Source organism: Xanthomonas arboricola, from assembly GCF_002940665.1.
Classification (GTDB): domain Bacteria; phylum Pseudomonadota; class Gammaproteobacteria; order Xanthomonadales; family Xanthomonadaceae; genus Xanthomonas; species Xanthomonas arboricola_B.
The window spans coordinates 1,163,131-1,179,077 of the sequence record NZ_MIGY01000002.1 but is presented as its reverse complement, the minus strand read 5'-3'; the positions used below and the strand labels follow the sequence as shown (position 1 = coordinate 1,179,077).

General features: G+C 65.9%; 14 protein-coding genes, 1 other RNA gene and 1 pseudogene. 8 read left to right on the top strand and 8 right to left on the bottom strand.

What is annotated here, in order from left to right; translation table 11 throughout:
- Positions 1–88: 88 nt before the first annotated feature.
- The 4 genes from XarjCFBP7645_RS12215 (at position 89) to XarjCFBP7645_RS12200 (ending at position 4,517) form a co-directional block, all read left to right on the top strand.
- Positions 89–790: a SapC family protein gene (locus tag XarjCFBP7645_RS12215; RefSeq protein ID WP_166776115.1), complete on the top strand. Its 702-nt coding sequence runs from the start codon at positions 89–91 to the stop codon at positions 788–790.
- On the top strand, positions 780–1,793 hold the full coding sequence (locus XarjCFBP7645_RS12210; protein WP_104537669.1) for a cupin-like domain-containing protein: 1,014 nt from the start codon (positions 780–782) through the stop codon (positions 1,791–1,793). The genes XarjCFBP7645_RS12215 and XarjCFBP7645_RS12210 overlap by 11 nt, the downstream gene beginning before the upstream one ends.
- Positions 1,794–1,805: 12 nt before the next feature.
- Positions 1,806–3,371 carry a tryptophan halogenase family protein gene (locus tag XarjCFBP7645_RS12205; protein ID WP_104537668.1) on the top strand — a complete coding sequence of 522 codons (1,566 nt, stop codon included), beginning with the start codon at positions 1,806–1,808 and terminating at the stop codon, positions 3,369–3,371.
- 132 nt (positions 3,372–3,503) lie between these two features.
- A complete protein-coding gene (locus tag XarjCFBP7645_RS12200) occupies positions 3,504–4,517 on the top strand; it encodes an energy transducer TonB (RefSeq protein ID WP_104537667.1) in 1,014 nt (337 codons plus the stop codon).
- A gap of 500 nt (positions 4,518–5,017) precedes the next feature.
- Here XarjCFBP7645_RS12200 and XarjCFBP7645_RS12190 read toward each other — a convergent pair whose 3' ends face one another.
- The 5 genes from XarjCFBP7645_RS12190 to XarjCFBP7645_RS12170 are packed head-to-tail and all read right to left on the bottom strand — an operon-like array spanning position 5,018 to position 9,426.
- Entirely contained in the window at positions 5,018–6,211 is a 1,194-nt protein-coding gene (locus XarjCFBP7645_RS12190) for an ABC transporter permease (RefSeq protein WP_104537665.1), read from the bottom strand.
- The gene (locus tag XarjCFBP7645_RS12185) at positions 6,208–6,954 is read right to left on the bottom strand and encodes an ATP-binding cassette domain-containing protein (RefSeq protein ID WP_104537664.1); all 747 of its coding nucleotides are present in this window, start codon (positions 6,952–6,954) and stop codon (positions 6,208–6,210) included. Before XarjCFBP7645_RS12185 ends, XarjCFBP7645_RS12190 begins: the two co-directional genes overlap by 4 nt.
- Positions 6,955–6,985: 31 nt before the next feature.
- Positions 6,986–8,581, bottom strand: coding sequence for an alpha/beta hydrolase (locus tag XarjCFBP7645_RS12180; protein ID WP_181126305.1), 1,596 nt, complete (start codon positions 8,579–8,581; stop codon positions 6,986–6,988).
- 60 nt (positions 8,582–8,641) lie between these two features.
- Positions 8,642–8,842 (bottom strand): helix-turn-helix transcriptional regulator, encoded by a 201-nt coding sequence (locus tag XarjCFBP7645_RS12175; protein ID WP_016903655.1) that lies wholly within the window; start codon positions 8,840–8,842, stop codon positions 8,642–8,644.
- Complete coding sequence (locus XarjCFBP7645_RS12170; RefSeq protein WP_104537662.1) at positions 8,839–9,426, bottom strand: hypothetical protein; 588 nt, start codon at positions 9,424–9,426, stop codon at positions 8,839–8,841. The genes XarjCFBP7645_RS12175 and XarjCFBP7645_RS12170 overlap by 4 nt, the downstream gene beginning before the upstream one ends.
- A gap of 328 nt (positions 9,427–9,754) precedes the next feature.
- Between XarjCFBP7645_RS12170 and XarjCFBP7645_RS12165 the strand changes: the two are divergent.
- Positions 9,755–11,286: pseudogene (locus XarjCFBP7645_RS12165) on the top strand (GH39 family glycosyl hydrolase).
- Between the two features lie 281 nt (positions 11,287–11,567).
- On the opposite strand, the gene XarjCFBP7645_RS12160 reads toward XarjCFBP7645_RS12165, so the two are convergent.
- Both XarjCFBP7645_RS12160 and XarjCFBP7645_RS12155 read right to left on the bottom strand, forming a co-directional pair.
- Positions 11,568–11,642: non-coding RNA, sX9 sRNA (locus XarjCFBP7645_RS12160), on the bottom strand.
- Positions 11,643–11,704: 62 nt separating this feature from the next.
- A complete protein-coding gene (locus XarjCFBP7645_RS12155) occupies positions 11,705–11,977 on the bottom strand; it encodes a metal/formaldehyde-sensitive transcriptional repressor (RefSeq protein ID WP_039521109.1) in 273 nt (90 codons plus the stop codon).
- A 65-nt stretch (positions 11,978–12,042) separates the two neighbouring features.
- On the opposite strand from XarjCFBP7645_RS12155, the gene dmeF reads away from it, so the two are divergent.
- Positions 12,043–13,017, top strand: coding sequence for a CDF family Co(II)/Ni(II) efflux transporter DmeF (gene dmeF, locus XarjCFBP7645_RS12150; protein WP_104537661.1), 975 nt, complete (start codon positions 12,043–12,045; stop codon positions 13,015–13,017).
- 249 nt (positions 13,018–13,266) lie between these two features.
- Here dmeF and XarjCFBP7645_RS12145 read toward each other — a convergent pair whose 3' ends face one another.
- Positions 13,267–14,094, bottom strand: coding sequence for a ferredoxin--NADP reductase (locus XarjCFBP7645_RS12145; RefSeq protein ID WP_181126304.1), 828 nt, complete (start codon positions 14,092–14,094; stop codon positions 13,267–13,269).
- A 35-nt stretch (positions 14,095–14,129) separates the two neighbouring features.
- Between XarjCFBP7645_RS12145 and XarjCFBP7645_RS12140 the strand changes: the two genes are divergently transcribed.
- Both XarjCFBP7645_RS12140 and XarjCFBP7645_RS12135 read left to right on the top strand, forming a co-directional pair.
- Positions 14,130–15,146, top strand: coding sequence for an ABC transporter ATP-binding protein (locus tag XarjCFBP7645_RS12140; RefSeq protein ID WP_104537659.1), 1,017 nt, complete (start codon positions 14,130–14,132; stop codon positions 15,144–15,146).
- Positions 15,143–15,946 (top strand): ABC transporter permease, encoded by an 804-nt coding sequence (locus XarjCFBP7645_RS12135; RefSeq protein ID WP_016903649.1) that lies wholly within the window; start codon positions 15,143–15,145, stop codon positions 15,944–15,946. The genes XarjCFBP7645_RS12140 and XarjCFBP7645_RS12135 overlap by 4 nt, the downstream gene beginning before the upstream one ends.
- The last annotated feature ends 1 nt before the right edge of the window (position 15,947 follow it).

The following is a 15,947-nucleotide window of genomic DNA, read 5'->3' as shown; positions in this document are numbered from 1 at the left end:
CCGACCGGAGTTGTTGCATCCGGCACTTGCCACGCGAAGGGTCACTGTCCAAACATGGGCCACGCGCCCCGCGTGATGTGGCTTCCCCATGACCAATGCCGTGTTGTTGAACAATCTCGATCACTGCGATCTGCGCGTGATCACCGCGCACGGCGCCGCCTTCGGCGATGACGTGATGTCGGCCGCGACCTTTCCGCAGGAATTTCGCCAACTGCAGGCGCAATACCCGATCGTGTTCCATCGCAGCGGCGAGCGCAGTTTTCGGCCGCTGGCGTTGCTGGGATTGCGCCTGGGCGAAAACCTGTTCCTGGACGGCGCACGCTGGGATGCGCCGTACGTGCCGCTGGCGATCCAGCGGCAACCGTTTTCGATCGGCGAGCAAGCGGACGGGCCGATGGTGCACGTGGATCTGGACAGCCCGCGCATCAGCCGCAGCGAAGGGGAAGTGCTGTTCCGCGAACACGGCGGCACCAGCGAGTTTCTCGACCACATCAGCCAGGTGTTGCGCACCTTGCACGATGGCCTGGCGGCGAGCGAGGCCTTCGTCGCACGCTTGCTTGGCTACGATTTGCTCGAACCGTTCGTGTTCGAGGCCACGCTGCAGAACGGCCTGGAATGCCGTCTTAGCGGGCTCTACGCCGTGCACGAAGAGCGCCTGCGCGCACTCGACGATGCGGCCTTGCTCGATTTGCACCGGCATGGCGATCTGGAACCGCTGTACATGGCGGTGGCCTCGATCGCGCAGTTCCGCCATCTGCTCGACCGCATGCAGCGCCGTCATGCTGGCTGAGCCGCGCGCCATCGAAGAACGGCACGGGCTGGACCCACAGCAGCTGGACCCGGCCGTGCTGCGCTCCACCACGCCCCTGGTGTTGCGCGGGCTGGTGCGCGACTGGCCACTGGCGCAGGCCGGCGCGACCTCTGCGCAGGCGGCGGTCGCCTACCTGCGCGGTTTCGATCGCGGCGAGGCAGTGGTGGCGCAGGTCGGCCCGCCGGACATCGGCGGGCGCTTCTTCTACAACGCGGACATGAGCGGCTTCAATTTCCGCCCCGAACGCGTGCCGCTGAGCGTGGTGCTGGAGACCCTGCTGCGCGATCTGCACAACCCGCAACCCCCGGCGATCTATGTCGGGTCCACCACGCTGGACACCTACCTGCCCGGCCTGCGCGCGCACAACCCGATCGCCCTGCCGCAGGCGCAGCCGCTGGCCAGTATCTGGATCGGCAACCGCACCCGCATCGCCGCCCACCAGGACCTGCCCGACAACCTGGCCTGCGTGGTCGCCGGGCGCCGCCGCTTCACCCTGTTTCCGCCGCAGCAACTGGCGAATCTGTATATCGGCCCGCTCGATCTCACCCCTGCGGGGCAGCCGGTCAGCCTGGTCGATATCGCCGCGCCGGACCTGCAGCGCTTTCCACGCTTTGCGCAGGCGCTGGAACACGCGCTGGCGGCCGAGCTGGAACCGGGCGATGCGCTGTTCATTCCCAGCATGTGGTGGCATCACGTCGAAGCGCTGACGCCGTTCAACGTATTGGTGAATTTCTGGTGGCGGCAGAGCCCGGCCTACATGGATTCGCCGATGAACGCGCTGATGCTGGCGCTGCTCACCCTTCGCGACCTGCCCGCCGAACAGCGCGCCATCTGGCAGGACGTGTTCGACCATTATGTGTTCGACGCCGATGCGGACACCGCCGCATACATGCCGGAGTCCGCGCGCGGCGTCCTGGCGCCGATGGACGAGGCCCGTGCCCGCAGCCTGCGCGCACGATTGCTGCAACGCCTGAATCGCTGAGGATCTGACCCGATGACCGACACCGCCCCTTCCGACCCACAACAGCGCCCGGTACGCCGCGTCGTCATCGCCGGTGGCGGCACCGCCGGCTGGATGGCCGCCGCCGCGTTATCCAAAGTGCTGGGCCGGCACCTGCAGATCGTGCTGGTGGAATCGGACGAGATCGGCACGGTGGGCGTGGGCGAAGCCACCATCCCCAGCCTGGTCACCTTCCACCGCCTGCTGGAGATCGACGAGGCCGCGTTCATGGCCGCCACGCAGGCCACCATCAAGCTGGGCATCGGCTTTGAACACTGGCGCGACGTGGACCGGCACTACATCCACTCCTTCGGCCACACCGGCACCGATCACTGGAGCGCGGGCTTTCATCATTTCTGGTTGAAGGGCCGGCAGCGTGGCGTGGCGCGCGACTTCGGCGACTACTGCCTGGAACTGCGCGCCGCGCAGGAAGGCCGCTTTGCGCATCTGCCCAATGGCGGAATGAACTACGCCTATCACCTGGATGCCGGCCTGTACGCGCGCTTCCTGCGCCGCTTCAGCGAAGGCTTCGGCGTGCAGCGTATCGAAGGCCGCATCGGCAACGTGGAGACCGACCCACACAGCGGCTATCTCACCGCGTTGATGCTGGACAACGGCACGCGGGTGGAAGGCGACCTGTTCCTGGATTGCACCGGCTTTGCCGGCCTGCTGATCGGCAAGACGCTGGGCGTGGGCACGGACGATTGGTCGCAGTGGCTGTTCGCCGACAGCGCGCTGGCGGTGCAGACCGAGTCGGTCGGCGCGCCGGTGCCCTACACCCGCTCGCGCGCCGATCGGGCGGGCTGGATGTGGCGCATTCCGCTGCAGCACCGGGTCGGCAACGGCATCGTGTACTCCAGCCGCTACATGGACCAGGACAGCGCCGCGCAGGCGCTGCAGCGCAATCTCAGCGGCCGCGCACTGACCCAGCCGCGCGCACTGCGCTTCACGCCCAATCAGCGGCATCGGGTGTGGGAAAAGAACTGCGTGGCGCTGGGGCTGGCCAGCGGCTTCCTGGAGCCGTTGGAATCGACCAACATCCATCTGATCCAGCGCGGCATCATCCGGCTGATGCAGACCTTCCCGCAGGTCATCAACGATGTCGACATTGCCGAATACAACCGCCAGGCCGCCGCCGAAATCACCCATATCCGCGATTTCGTGATCCTGCATTACCACGCCACCGACCGCCGCGACACGCCGTTCTGGCGCGATTGCGCGGCGATGGACATCCCCGACACGCTGCGTCATCGGGTGGAGTTGTTCCGCCAGAGCGGGCGGGTGTTCCACCAGGCCAACGAGCTGTTTGCGGAAAATTCCTGGGTGCAGGTGATGCTGGGCCAGGGCATCACGCCGAAGCAGCATCACCCGGTGGCCGACCTGATGGGCGATGCCGAGCTCCGTCATTTCCTGGAGAGCATCCGCACGCGGGTCGATGCCGCACTGGCACGCCTGCCTGCGCATGCGGACTTTCTGCGCCGCTACTGCCCTGCGCCGCCGCTGCCCGAGCCGGCCACAGGGCTGCCGGCCGATGCGGCGCTGGCTACCGGGGCGGAATGAATTTCGCGCGCGGAAGGCGCCTGCCTTGGCTTAGACCACCCCAGCAATGCTAGATTGCCGCTTTGCCGTCCATTGCGGGAACAATGGCCGGCCTCGCCGCAGCATCTTTCGCAATCGGGGTAAGGGGGACGCATGTTGGATCTGACACAGGGCCGTATGGCACGCCGGATCGCGCCGGTCATTTTGTTGGTCGGCCTGGCCGCCTGCTCCAAGCAGGACGACAAGGCCGCCACCACCGCGCCTGCCACCGGCGCCACGCCTGCGGCACCGGCCACCGCGCCGACGCCGGCCACGGCGGTGTCGCCGCAGGTGCAATCGATGGCCGCCGACCAGTTGCGCGCATCGGCCACCAAGGCCTTGCAGGACAACCGCATGTACGCCCCGGCCGGCGACAACGCGGTGGAGTACTACCTGGCCTTGCGTGAAAAGCAGCCGCAGGACGCCACCGTCAACAGCGCGCTGACCGATCTGCTGCCGTACACGCTGATCGCCGCCGAACAGGGCATCAGCCGCGAAGAATTCCCCGAGGCGCAGCGCCTGATCGCGCTGATCGAAAAGGTCGACGCCAAGGCACCGGCACTGCCGCGCCTGAAGAGCGGCCTTGAAAACGGCATGAAGACCGCCGCCAGCCGCTCCGAACAGGATGCCGAGCAGGCCAAGAAGCTGGTCGAGGACAAGGCCAAGCAGGCCGCCGAGCAGAAGCGTCTGGCCGAGCAGCAGACCCGCGAGGCGGCCGCTGCGCAGCAGATCGCCGCGCAACAGGAAACCGCCCGCCAGCAGAGCGCAGAGGCCGAACGCCAAGCCGCCACGCGCCGTCAGGCCGAGGTCCCGGCACCCACTCCAGCCGCCCCGCGCCCGGCACCGGCGGCCGCCGCAGCTGCACCGGCCGCGCAGTCGCTGCGCCCGATCAGCACCCCGGCACCGCGTTACCCGCCGGAAGCGCTGCGCGCCGGCACTTCCGGCGAAGTGCTGGTGGAGATCACCGTCGGCACCGACGGCTCGATCACCGCCTCACGTGTGTTGCGCGCCACCCCGCCACGCGTGTTCGACCGCGAAGCGCTCAATGCGGTCAAACGCTGGCGCTTCGAGCCGGTGGCCGCACCGGTGACCACGCGGCGCACGCTGTCGTTCAACCCGGGCGGTTGAGTGGAGCGTTGGGCGATCGAGTAGTTCTGCATGCGGCGGAGTGAGTCCGTTGGTTGCTTGATTGCTTGCTTGCTTGATTGATTGCTTGCTTGATCGCTTGGTCGTTGATCGCTTGATTGGTCGATCGTTTGTTGATTGATTGCTGATGGCTGCCGATGATCGATGCACTGCACTCCCGGCGATCGGGCACCAAACAAAAAGCCCGCAGCGATGCGGGCTTTTTGTTCGCTGGTGATCCGTCCCCTCATCCGCCCTTCGGGCACCTTCTCCCGAGGGGAGAAGGGACACTAGGCCCCTCACATTCCGAGAAGGAACTGTAAGCCCCTCTCCTGCGGGAGAGGGGTTGGGGTGAGGGTACGGCGACAGAGTGGACGTCACGCACTGCGCAGACAACGACGTTCAATCAGCATCAGCATCAGTAATCGCGCATTCGTACAGGCGGGCGATCCGCGCCCTCATCCGGCGCCACGCGCCGGCTTCTCCCGGTGGGAGAAGATGCATCAACCGGAAATCGCCAACCGTTCCTGATGATAGCGACGCACCGCCGCGTACCACAGCACCGCGGCCACACCGAAGCCCGCCAGCAGGTACACCGCCCAGGTCTGCGCAGTGATCTGCTCATGGCGGATCACCTTGAGCAGCATCTGATTCTGCGCCAGAAACGGCACCGCGAAATGCCATAGCTGCGTCTTCAACGGATACGCCATCAGCGCATAGCCCGGCAGCATCGGCAGCAGCAACAGCCAGGTCATATGCGCCTGCGCTTCCTTCATGCTCTTGGCCGCGGCGGCCAGATAGGTCAGCAGCGACGTGCCGATGAACAGCATCGGCACCAGGATGAACAGCATCTGCAGCATCGGCACGAAGCCGACGTTGAGCTGGCGGCCCAGGGTCGAGGTGGACAGCTGCGCACTCAACTTGAAGGCCAGCAGGGTCAGCAACAGCGACACCATGCCGACCACGCAGGCGGCGGCGATCTTGCCGCTGACGATCGCACTGCGCGGCGCCGGGGTGGCCAGCAAGGGTTCCAGCGACTGGCGTTCGCGCTCGCCGGCAGTGGCATCCAGGATCAGCGAGGCGCCGCCCAGGAACGAGGTGATCACCAGCAGCACCGGCAGCAGCATCGCCATCATCTGCCCGCGCTTGGCTTCGGCGGTGGCCAGGTCCTGCGCGGCGATTTCCAGTGGCCTGCCCACCTGCGCATCGATGCCGCGCGCCAGCAGGCGCAGTGCACCGACCTGCTGGCTATAGCTGCCGAGTGCGGCCTGCAGGCGCAGGCTCGGCACGTCGGCCTCGCGCCGTGTGCTGTCCTTGATGACCTCCACCAGGGCCGGGCGCCCGGCGCGCCAATCGTCGGCATAGCTGTCGCTGATGCGCAGTGCCACATCCACATCCTGATTGCGGATCGCGGCGGTCAGATCGGCCGGCGCATCGACCGCATTGAGCCCCTGCGCGGCCAGGAACCGCACCAGATTGGGCGCGTTCTCGCGCCCGAGCATGGGGATCTCCAACGGCTTGTCGATCTGCGTACGCACGCGGCTTTCGCTCAGTGCGCCCATGCCCAGGATCAGGACCGGATACAGCAATGGCGACAGCAGCAAGGCCAGTGCGAGCGTACGGCGATCGCGGCCGATGTCGCGCAATTCCTTGCGCAGCACCGTCCATAATGTGGACAACAACGATGTGGTGCTCATGCGTGCAGTCCCTCGTCCGAGCCGATCGCCTTGACGAAGGCGTCTTCCAGGTTGCTTTCACCGGTGCTGGCGCGCAGTTCGTCGGCGCTGCCGCAGGCCACCACCGTGCCCTTGGCGACGATGACGATGCGATCGCACAGCGCCGCCACCTCCTGCATGATGTGGCTGGAAAAGATCACGCAGCGCCCTTCGGCACGCAGCTCCTGCAGAAAGCCGCGCATAGCGCGCGTGGTCATCACATCCAGCCCGTTGGTGGGCTCGTCGAGGATGACGTTGCGCGGGTCGTGCACCAGCGCGCGCGCAATCGCGGTCTTGGTGCGCTGGCCCTGGCTGAAGCCTTCGGTCTGACGGTCGAGAATGTCGTCCATGTCCAGCGCCGCCGACAGCAGGCGCGTGCGCTCGGCGATCCGCGCCCGCGACAGGCCATGCAGCTCGCCGAAATAGGCGATGTTCTCGCGCGCGGTCAGCCGCTTGTAGACCCCGCGCGCATCCGGCAACACGCCCAGCGCGCGCCGCACCGTCACCGGGTCGCGGGCGGCATCCACGCCGTCCACCGTGACGCTGCCCTGGTCGGGCGACATCAGCGTGTAGAGCATGCGCAAGGTGGTGGTCTTGCCGGCACCGTTGGGGCCGAGCAGGCCGGTGATCTGGCCGTCGGCAGCACTGAAACTGACCCCATCGACCGCCTTCACCAGCCCGGTCTTGGTCTTGAACGACTTGTGCAACTTGTCGACGACGATCATGCGTGCGCCTCCGTGGCGTGGTCGGTGCGGCTCATGGTTCCCATCCGTTGAACGAGGTAAACGCGGGCACGTTGTTGAGGCTGGCCACGCACTGTGCATCCAGTGCCTTGGCATTGGCGGACTGCAGGAACTGGCCCAACACCTTGGGCATGCAGCCCAATCGAAACACCCCGTGGCCCTGCCCCGGCGCCACCAGGTGACGGCCATTGGGCAGGCCCTGCAGCACACGCTCGGCATAGCGCGGCGGCGTCACCGGATCCAGCTCGCCCGACAGCAACAGCACCGGCACGTCGGATCTGAACGGTGCGGCGTCGGCAGCCGGGGCCGGCTTGGTCGGCCAGGCCTTGCAGGGTGCGAAGAACATCTGCGCCACTTCCGCCCCCAGCAAGGTGTCGTCCTTGCCGGCTGGCGGCGTGTAGCGACCGGCGTCTTCGCTGCACAGCACCGACCATTGCATCGGGCGGTTCATCTGGTCGGACATGTCCGATGCGCTCATCTGCGCCAGTGCCATCAGCGAGGCATAACGCCCTGCCGCCGCTTCGTCCAGCACCAGCGGCAACAACGAGGCGGTTTCCGGCGCATACGAAAACCCGAACGCCAGGCCGACCACGGTATCGGCCGTCACCTGCTCGTGGTGCAGTTCACCGGTGCGCGGGTCGCGGTAATCCACCGCAACCGGCGCCTGACGCAGACGCTCCACCACCTGCCGCAGCTGTGTGCGCGTGTCCACCGGAAAGCGTTTGGCGCATGCCGCTTCCTTGCGGCATTGCGTGGCCTGCAACGCGATCGCATCTTCGAACGTCCGCGCGAACTCGCCGCCGATCACCAGATCGTTTGGCGCCACGCCATCGATCACCAGCGTGCGTGTGTGTTGCCGATAGCGCGCCGCATACTGCTGTGCGACCCGGGTACCGTAGGAGCCGCCAACCAGATTGAGCGTCTGCACGCCCAGTGCGGCGCGCACCGCATCCAGGTCGCCAATGGCTTCACTGGTGGTGTAATAACGCGGATCGGCATCGTTGCGCAGCCCTTGTGCACACTGGCGTGCGTAGTCGGTCAATTGCTCGGCGGTGGCAGCGCTGCTGTTTTCCAGTACGAGCGGCTTGCCGGCGGCATCGCGGCACGCAAGCGGATGCGAACCGCCGGTACCGCGCTGATCGACCAGGAAGATGTCGCGCTGCTTGCGGACTTCATGCAGCCCCATCTCCACGATCGCGGCGACCTGGGTGGCCGATTGCCCCGGCCCACCGGCAATGAAAAACACCGGATCCGGCGTGCTGCCGGCGCCGGCCTCGCTTTCCAGCCAGGCGATCTTCAGATCGATGCTGCGCCCGGTCGGCGCGGCCGGGTTTTCCGGCACGCGCAGGCTGGCGCATTGCGCCTCGATATTGCCGGCCGCGCTGCCGGAACTCAGCGTGCACGGTGCAAATTGCAGCGTGCCGTAACGATTGCCTGCGGCGGTGCCGGTCTGCGGCTTGGCTGCACGCGGCTGCGCGCTGCCGGGCGCCGCGTCAGCCTTGGCCGCAGGAGCTGCGTTTTCAGCCGGTTTGTCCGCGCGCTGACATCCGGTTGCCAGCAATGCGATCAGCAGCGCCGCCACCAGTGTGGGTTGCTTCACCATGTTCACCATCTCTCCTGATAGTTCCTGTCCCCTGACGCCGCATCCGGTCGGGTGTGACCGGAGCGGCTACTGCCCGTCTTCGTAAAGAAAGACGTGCTCGATCGATTCCCCGAACAGACGCGCGATGCGAAATGCCAACGGCAGACTGGGATCGTACTTGCCGGTCTCCAGCGCATTGATGGTCTGCCGCGATACGCCCAGGCGTTCGCCCAACTCGCCTTGCGACCAGCCGCTGGCCTCGCGCAATTCGCGCACCCGGCTATTCATTCGAACCGTCGGGCATTGATGCTTTTGGTGACGCCGTAGATGGCGCACAACATCGGAAACACCCACAACATCGCCACCGTCGCGGGGATGTCGATCAACTGGGCCGCCTGCAGGAATCCGCCGGTCATGTACGCGCCGCTGACCAGGCCGGCGGCGATGGCGATCGACTCCAGTTCGATGCGCCGCTGCATCTCGTCCGAATCGCGTACGTAGCGCGCCACCGCGCGGATCACCAGGGCGACCAGCACGGCCGGCAACAGGGCGATCAGCACGCGCGCCCAGCTCGGATCCACATGCGCAAGCAAATATCTCCAGAACAGCATCACCACCACATACAACCCCATCGGCACGCCGAATTCGCGGTGATAGCGCCGCGCCAGTGCCGGCCGCGTGCTGTCGCGCAGGCTGCCGCGCGACAGCCAGAGCAGCAGCGCCAGCAACAGGCAGGACACGCCCACGCCCGCACAGAGCCCGGCAAGGTGGGCAGTCAGCGGCAGCAGCCGCCAATGGCCGAGCGCACCCACGGCGAGCAGGCCGGCTCCCAGACAGAGCGCCAGTAGCGCATTGCGTCTGCAGCGGGTCATGCGCGGTGCCTCGCGTGCGCCGATGTGCGCACTGGCAGGCCACTGTCCCCCATCCAGGCATCGCTACGCAGCGGCCGCTGCGACGACCATGCCGGTATGCAATTCCATTGCCGATGCTGCTGACGCATTCCCTTCGCCTGTCAAGTCAACTTGACAGGCACGATGCACCTGGCACGGCCGTATGTCAAGCACCCTTTACACATTCGACCGCATGCGGTCCCTACCCATCGCCACGCGACGACGGCAGCAGGAAGACCAAGCACGCCGGTCCGCAGCACCGGGCCGGAGCTGGGCCACGCTCTGCGATCGAACATTGGCGGAAGCGGTGATGCGTCTGAAGATCTGGTTGGCAATTGCACTGAGCGGCTGCATGACGACCTCTGCCGTGGCACAGCAGGCAGCACCTGCGCCTCGCACGATCCAACTGGATCTGGCCACCGCCGGCGAACCAGTCGACCGTTTCTACGATCTGTCGATCGGCTCGGACTTTCCCGGCACCTTGATCCGCAGCGACAGCCAGGCGCAGCTGGTTCCGGCGGTACAGGAGCTGGGGTTTCGCTATATCCGCTTCCATGATGTGTTCCATGACGTGCTCGGCACGGTGAAAGACGTCGACGGCACGCTCTTCTAGGATTGGACCAAGCTGGATCGGCTCTACGATGCGCTGCTGGCCAAGCGCATCCGTCCGTTCGTCGAGTTGGGCTTTACGCCCGGCGCGATGAAGACCTCCGAGCAGACGCTCTTCTACTGGAAGGGCAACACTTCGCATCCGGACCCGGCCAAGTGGACGCAGCTGATTGATGCGTACGTGCGCCACATCCGTGCACGCTATGGCGCCGACGAGGTGCGGCAGTGGTACTTCGAGGTATGGAACGTGCCCAACCTCAAGGACTTCTGGGAGAACGCCGACCAGCAGGCCTACTTCGACCTGTATGCGAACACCGCACGCACGATCAAGGCGATCGATCCGCAACTGCGCGTCGGCGGCCCGTCCACCGCCGGTGCGGACTGGGTGCCGGAACTGCTGGCCTTCGTTGCCAAGAACAAACTACCGATCGACTCCGTCACCACGCATACCTATGGCGTGGAGGGCGGCTTTCTCGATGAAGACGGCAAACAGGACGTCAAGCTGTCGGCATTGCCGGATGCCATCGTCGGCGATGTGCGCCGCGTGCGTGCGCAGATCCAGGCCTCGCCGTTTCGGATCTGCCGCTGTATTTCACCGAGTGGGGCAGCAGCTATACGCCGCGCGATTTCGTCCATGACAGCTGCATCAACGCGCCCTACATCCTGACCAAGCTCAAGCAGGTGCAAGGCCTTGTGCAGGGCATGAGTTACTGGACCTACACCGATCTGTTCGAAGAACCCGGCTTCCATGGCGGCTTCGGGCTGGTGAATCGCGAGGGTATCCGCAAGCCGGCGTGGTTTGCCTACAAGTATCTGAACGCGCTCAAGGGCCGCAATGTTCCGCTGCGCGATGCGCATGCGTTTGCGGCGGTGGATGGCCAGCGCATCGCCGCACTGGTCTGGGATTGGCAGCAGGCGGTGAGCAATACCCCGTTCTCTACCAAACAGGTGCCGAACACAGACAGCCCAGCGCTGGTGTTCCGCCTGGCGCACGTGTCGGCCGGCAACTATCGGCTGCAGGTGCGCAAGACCGGCTACCGGCGCAACGATCCGCTGTCGCTGTACATCGACATGGGCATGCCCAATGACCTGGCGCAGTTGCAGCAGGCCACGCGCGACACGCCCGAGCAGGACCGGCGCGTGCACGTCGGCGCCGATGGCGTGGTGGAGATCCGCGTGCCGATGCGCAGCAACGATGTGGTGCTGATGACGCTGGAGCCGTCGGCGCGCTGAGCGCCCAGCACGCCATCGCGCCTGCAATCAGGCGAGGCGTTGAGGGTGGATTCCGTGCGCGCAGCCATACGCGCAGTTCGGCGCGACGTCCCGACCGTGCATCGTTCGCGACATCGGGGGCGTCATGCGTGCGTTGCGGCACGTCGCGCGCATCGCCGCAGGACACTGCAGGCACACACCCCAAGGTCCAACGCATGCTTGCAGTCGCTCAGTCCGCGCAGCGCACAAGGTAAAAAGCGAATCGGCGTGATCGCATCGACCCGATGTGCAGGACTTGAAGCGGCAAAAAAGACGTAGCGCGCAGTGACCAGCGGGTGCAGACAGCGCGTAGGAACCGCAGTGCACGAGTGGCACATGCCGATTCCGGGCAACGGCCGCGCTTACCCAACGGTGAGCGCAGTCGTTTTGATGACAGCCCTTACTTGAGATAGGTCTTGAGAATGGCGGTGATGTCGTCTACCGCCAGTTCGCGCTCACCCAGCGCCTCCGGTGCCGCGACATGGTGCTTCAAGTGCTCGCTGAGCAGCTCGACCATCAAGCCCTGCGCAGCGCCACGAAACGCCGCCACCTGCGTCAGCAACGCGGTGCAGTCCACGTCCTGCGCCAGGGCTTTCTCCAACCCCTCCACTTGCCCACGGATCCTGCGCACGCGGGCGAGCAGTTTGGATTTTTCCTGATTCAGATGCGCCATTGCCGTATACCCCCTGGGGGTATGTGAGATACCATAGGGGGGTATCGTAGCCAGAGCCCCTTCCGATGTCGATCACGCACGCCGCGCCGCACTGCGCGCAGTCGCACACATTCGCCAGCGCTAATCCGCTTGCCGAGCGCAGCACTCGCAAGGCCGTCATCCTGACCGTAGTCATGATGGTGGTAGAGATCGTCGGCGGCTGGACGCTCAACTCCATGGCCCTGCTCGCCGATGGCTGGCATATGAGCTCGCACGCGCTGGCGCTGGGGCTGGCACTGTTCGCCTACCGCTTCGCGCGGCGCAATGCCAACGACCTGCGTTTCAGCTTCGGCACCTGGAAGGTCGAAGTGCTCGGGGGCTATACCAGCGCCATCCTGCTGTTGGGCGTGGCCGGCCTGATGGCGTTCCAGTCGCTGGAACGGCTGTTCTCGCCCAAGCCCATCCAGTACCAGGAAGCCACCGTCATTGCCGTCATCGGCCTGCTGGTCAACCTGATTTGCGCCTGGTGGTTACGCGACTCGCATGGCCATCACCACGGCCACGACCACGCGCATGACGGTCATGGTCATGGTCATGGTCATCACCACGATGGGCATGCCGATCTCAACTTGCGTGCCGCGTATCTGCACGTGATGGCCGACGCGGCGACCTCGGTCCTGGCGATTGTCGCGCTGCTTGCCGGCATGTACTGGGGCGTGACCTGGCTGGATCCGATCATGGGCATGGTCGGCGCGGTGCTGGTCGCCGTGTGGGCGGGGGGGCTGCTGCGCAGTACCGGCCGCGTGCTGCTGGATGCGGAGATGGATGCGCCGGTGGTGGAAGAAGTGAAGCAGGTCATCGCCGAGCTGCCGCATGCCATCGACATCGGCGACCTGCATGTCTGGCGCGTGGGCAGCGATCGTTATGCCTGCGTCGTCAGTCTGGTCACGGCGGCCAACATCGATGCGGACCTGGTCCGCACTGCCTTGCAGATCCACGAAGAACTGGTGCACATCACCGTCGAATTGCAGCGCCCGCCAGCGGCGCGGGCTGCGGCCTGACGATTCGGCAGCGCGCTACATTCGTCGCCCTGCAGTAGTCAGCGCGGAAGCGGTCAGCGAGAGCCCGAACAGCAGTGGCTCCAGTTGCACCACGCCGGAGCACAGGATGCGACTGCAGCAGCGCACAGTGGGCGAGAGGGATGACCGGGACAGCATCGCGATGCTGTCGAGGGGCTTGAACGCGTCGGCGCCGGCGCACCGGCGCGATCGGCAGTTGCCGAGCAAGCCAGCCCGGCACCGTGGATTGGCTCAGGTTTTCGCCGGCGCCGGGCTGACGTATTTCTCGCGGCGGATCTGCGCGTTCGGCAGGCCGGCGGCCTTCAACGCCTCGATGCAGCTGTCCACCATGTCCGGGTTGCCGCACAGGTAGGCGATATCGCCCTGCGCGTCGGGCGCGCATTCGGCCAGCTGCTGCTGCACGTAACCCTGGCGCACATCCGCATGCGGCTGCTCGGGCAGTGCGCGCGAAAAACACGGCACATAGCGGAATTGCGGATGCGCATCGGCAAACGCACGGAAGTCCTCGCCGTACAACAGCTCGGCCGGCATGCGTGCGCCCTGCAGCAGCAGCACCTGCACGCCGCGGGTGGCGATCGCCTCGGCCAGCAGCGGCAGCATCGACCGGTATGGGGTGACGCCGGTACCGGTGGCGATCAGCACATAACGCCGGTTGTGGTCGCCCGGCGGCAGGCAGAAGCGTCCGTAGGGACCGCTGGCCTGCAACTGGTCGCCGATCTGCAGGCCTTCGAACAGCGCGGTGGCCGAGCCGCCGGGCACGAAGCTCACCGCGATATCCACTGCCTCGCCCGGTCCGAACGCATGGTCGTGGATGGTCGCCAGCGAATAGCTGCGCTTGGTCGGCGTACCGTCGGCGGCATCGAAATGGATCTGGATGAACTGCCCGGGCTGGAAATCCAGCGGCTGGCCGTCGTCACGCAGGAACTGGCAGTGGGCCACGGTGGGCGCAATCATGCGCCGGTCGACAAGCTTGAGGGGGAATTGAACGGGCACGAACGTATTTGGGACAGTCTGTGATCGGGGCTTGCCCCCGCGGGCTTCTATAATAACGGCCTGCAACTCGCTGCGCCGTCACGCTGACGCGAAGGAACATCTTGAATTCTCCATCTCCGATCACCGCACCCGCGCTGCGTGTGTGCGATCTGCGCAAGACCTACGACAACGGCACCCAGGCGCTCAAGGGCGTTTCGCTGGATGTGGCGCCAGGCGATTTCTTTGCCCTGCTCGGCCCCAACGGCGCCGGCAAATCCACCCTGATCGGCATCATCAGCTCGCTGGTGAACCTGTCCGCCGGCCAGGTGGAAGTGTTCGGCACCGACCTGGTCGGCCATCGCAGCGATGCGATGCGCCTGATCGGCCTGGTCCCGCAGGAGGTCAACTTCAATCTATTCGAAAAACCCTTCGACATCCTGGTCAATTACGCCGGTTTCTACGGCATGCCGCGCGCCGAGGCCGAGCGCCTGGCCGAAGCGGAGCTGCGCCGCTCGCACCTGTGGGAAAAGGCCCAGGTGATGAGCCGCACGCTGTCCGGCGGCATGAAGCGCCGGCTGATGATCGCCCGCGCCATGATGACCCAGCCGCGCCTGCTGATCCTGGACGAGCCCACTGCCGGCGTGGACATCGAGATCCGCCGCGACATGTGGCGCGTGCTCAAGGAGATCAACGCCGCCGGCACCACCATCATCCTGACCACGCATTACCTGGAAGAAGCCGAGCACCTGTGCCGCAACCTGGCCATCATCAACCACGGCCAGATCGTCACCCAGGGGCCGATGCGCGAGCTGCTGGCCAAGCTGGACGTGGAAGGCTTCCTGTTCGATATCGACGGCGCCCTGCCGGCCGAACTGCCGATGATCGAAGGCACCACGCTCACCGCCATCGATGGCCACACGCTGGACCTGGACATGCCGCGCGCGATGGACCTCAACCGCGTGTTCGCCACGCTCGGCAGCGCCGGCATCCGGGTACGCTCGATGCGCACCAAGAGCAATCGCCTGGAAGAACTGTTCGTGCGCCTGACCGGTGACGCCCCGGTACCGGCCAGCGCCCCCACGCCTGTCGCCCCCAACGGCACACCGCCCGCGCAGCCGCGCAGCGGAGGCCAGCCATGAACGAGATCCGCACCGTGACCGAACCCACCAATGCGCGCCGCAACTGGATTGCGCTGGGCACCATCGTGCGCCGCGAAGTGCAGCGCATCCTGCGCATCTGGGGCCAGACCCTGGTGCCGCCGGCCATCACCATGACGCTGTACTTCTTGATCTTCGGCGGGCTGATCGGCTCGCGCGTGGGCGACATGGGCGGCTACTCGTACATGCAGTTCATCGTGCCGGGCCTGGTGATGATGAGCGTGATCCAGAACAGCTACGGCAACATCTCCTCCAGCTTCTTCGGCGCCAAGTTCGGCCGGCACGTGGAAGAGCTGCTGGTCAGCCCGATGCCCAACTGGGTGATCCTGTGGGGCTACGTCTCCGGCGCGGTGCTGCGTGGGGTGATGGTCGGGGCGTTGGTGCTGATCATCGCGATGTTCTTTACGCCTGTGCGTATCCCGCATCCGCTGGTCACGCTGACCACGGTGCTGCTGGGTGCGACCATCTTCTCGCTGGCCGGCTTCGTCAACGCGGTGTACGCCAAGAAGTTCGACGACGTGGCGATCGTGCCGACCTTCATCCTGACCCCGCTGACCTATCTGGGCGGCGTGTTCTACTCGGTGAAGTTGCTGCCGCCATGGGCCGAAGCGGCCACCCACGCCAACCCGATCTTCTACATGGTCAACGCGTTCCGCTACGGCCTGCTCGGCAGCTCCGACGTGCCGATCTGGGTCGCCTACGCGCTGATGCTGGGCTTTGTCGCGGTCCTCAGCGCGCTGGCGCTGTGGCTGCTGCGCCGTGGCGTGGGTTTACGGAGCTGAT

What these genes read in the sequence shown, in the direction of transcription:
- XarjCFBP7645_RS12210 (WP_104537669.1), top strand. Translation starts at nt 780, where the DNA reads ATGCTGGCTGAGCCGCGCGCCATCGAAGAACGGCACGGGCTGGACCCA.
- XarjCFBP7645_RS12185 (WP_104537664.1), bottom strand. Translation starts at nt 6,954, where the DNA reads ATGATCGTCGTCGACAAGTTGCACAAGTCGTTCAAGACCAAGACCGGG.
- dmeF (WP_104537661.1), top strand. Translation starts at nt 12,043, where the DNA reads ATGTCGATCACGCACGCCGCGCCGCACTGCGCGCAGTCGCACACATTC.
- XarjCFBP7645_RS12190 (WP_104537665.1), bottom strand. Translation starts at nt 6,211, where the DNA reads ATGAGCACCACATCGTTGTTGTCCACATTATGGACGGTGCTGCGCAAG.
- XarjCFBP7645_RS12170 (WP_104537662.1), bottom strand. Translation starts at nt 9,426, where the DNA reads ATGACCCGCTGCAGACGCAATGCGCTACTGGCGCTCTGTCTGGGAGCC.
- XarjCFBP7645_RS12200 (WP_104537667.1), top strand. Translation starts at nt 3,504, where the DNA reads ATGTTGGATCTGACACAGGGCCGTATGGCACGCCGGATCGCGCCGGTC.
- XarjCFBP7645_RS12205 (WP_104537668.1), top strand. Translation starts at nt 1,806, where the DNA reads ATGACCGACACCGCCCCTTCCGACCCACAACAGCGCCCGGTACGCCGC.
- XarjCFBP7645_RS12155 (WP_039521109.1), bottom strand. Translation starts at nt 11,977, where the DNA reads ATGGCGCATCTGAATCAGGAAAAATCCAAACTGCTCGCCCGCGTGCGC.
- XarjCFBP7645_RS12175 (WP_016903655.1), bottom strand. Translation starts at nt 8,842, where the DNA reads ATGAATAGCCGGGTGCGCGAATTGCGCGAGGCCAGCGGCTGGTCGCAA.
- XarjCFBP7645_RS12215 (WP_166776115.1), top strand. Translation starts at nt 89, where the DNA reads ATGACCAATGCCGTGTTGTTGAACAATCTCGATCACTGCGATCTGCGC.
- XarjCFBP7645_RS12135 (WP_016903649.1), top strand. Translation starts at nt 15,143, where the DNA reads ATGAACGAGATCCGCACCGTGACCGAACCCACCAATGCGCGCCGCAAC.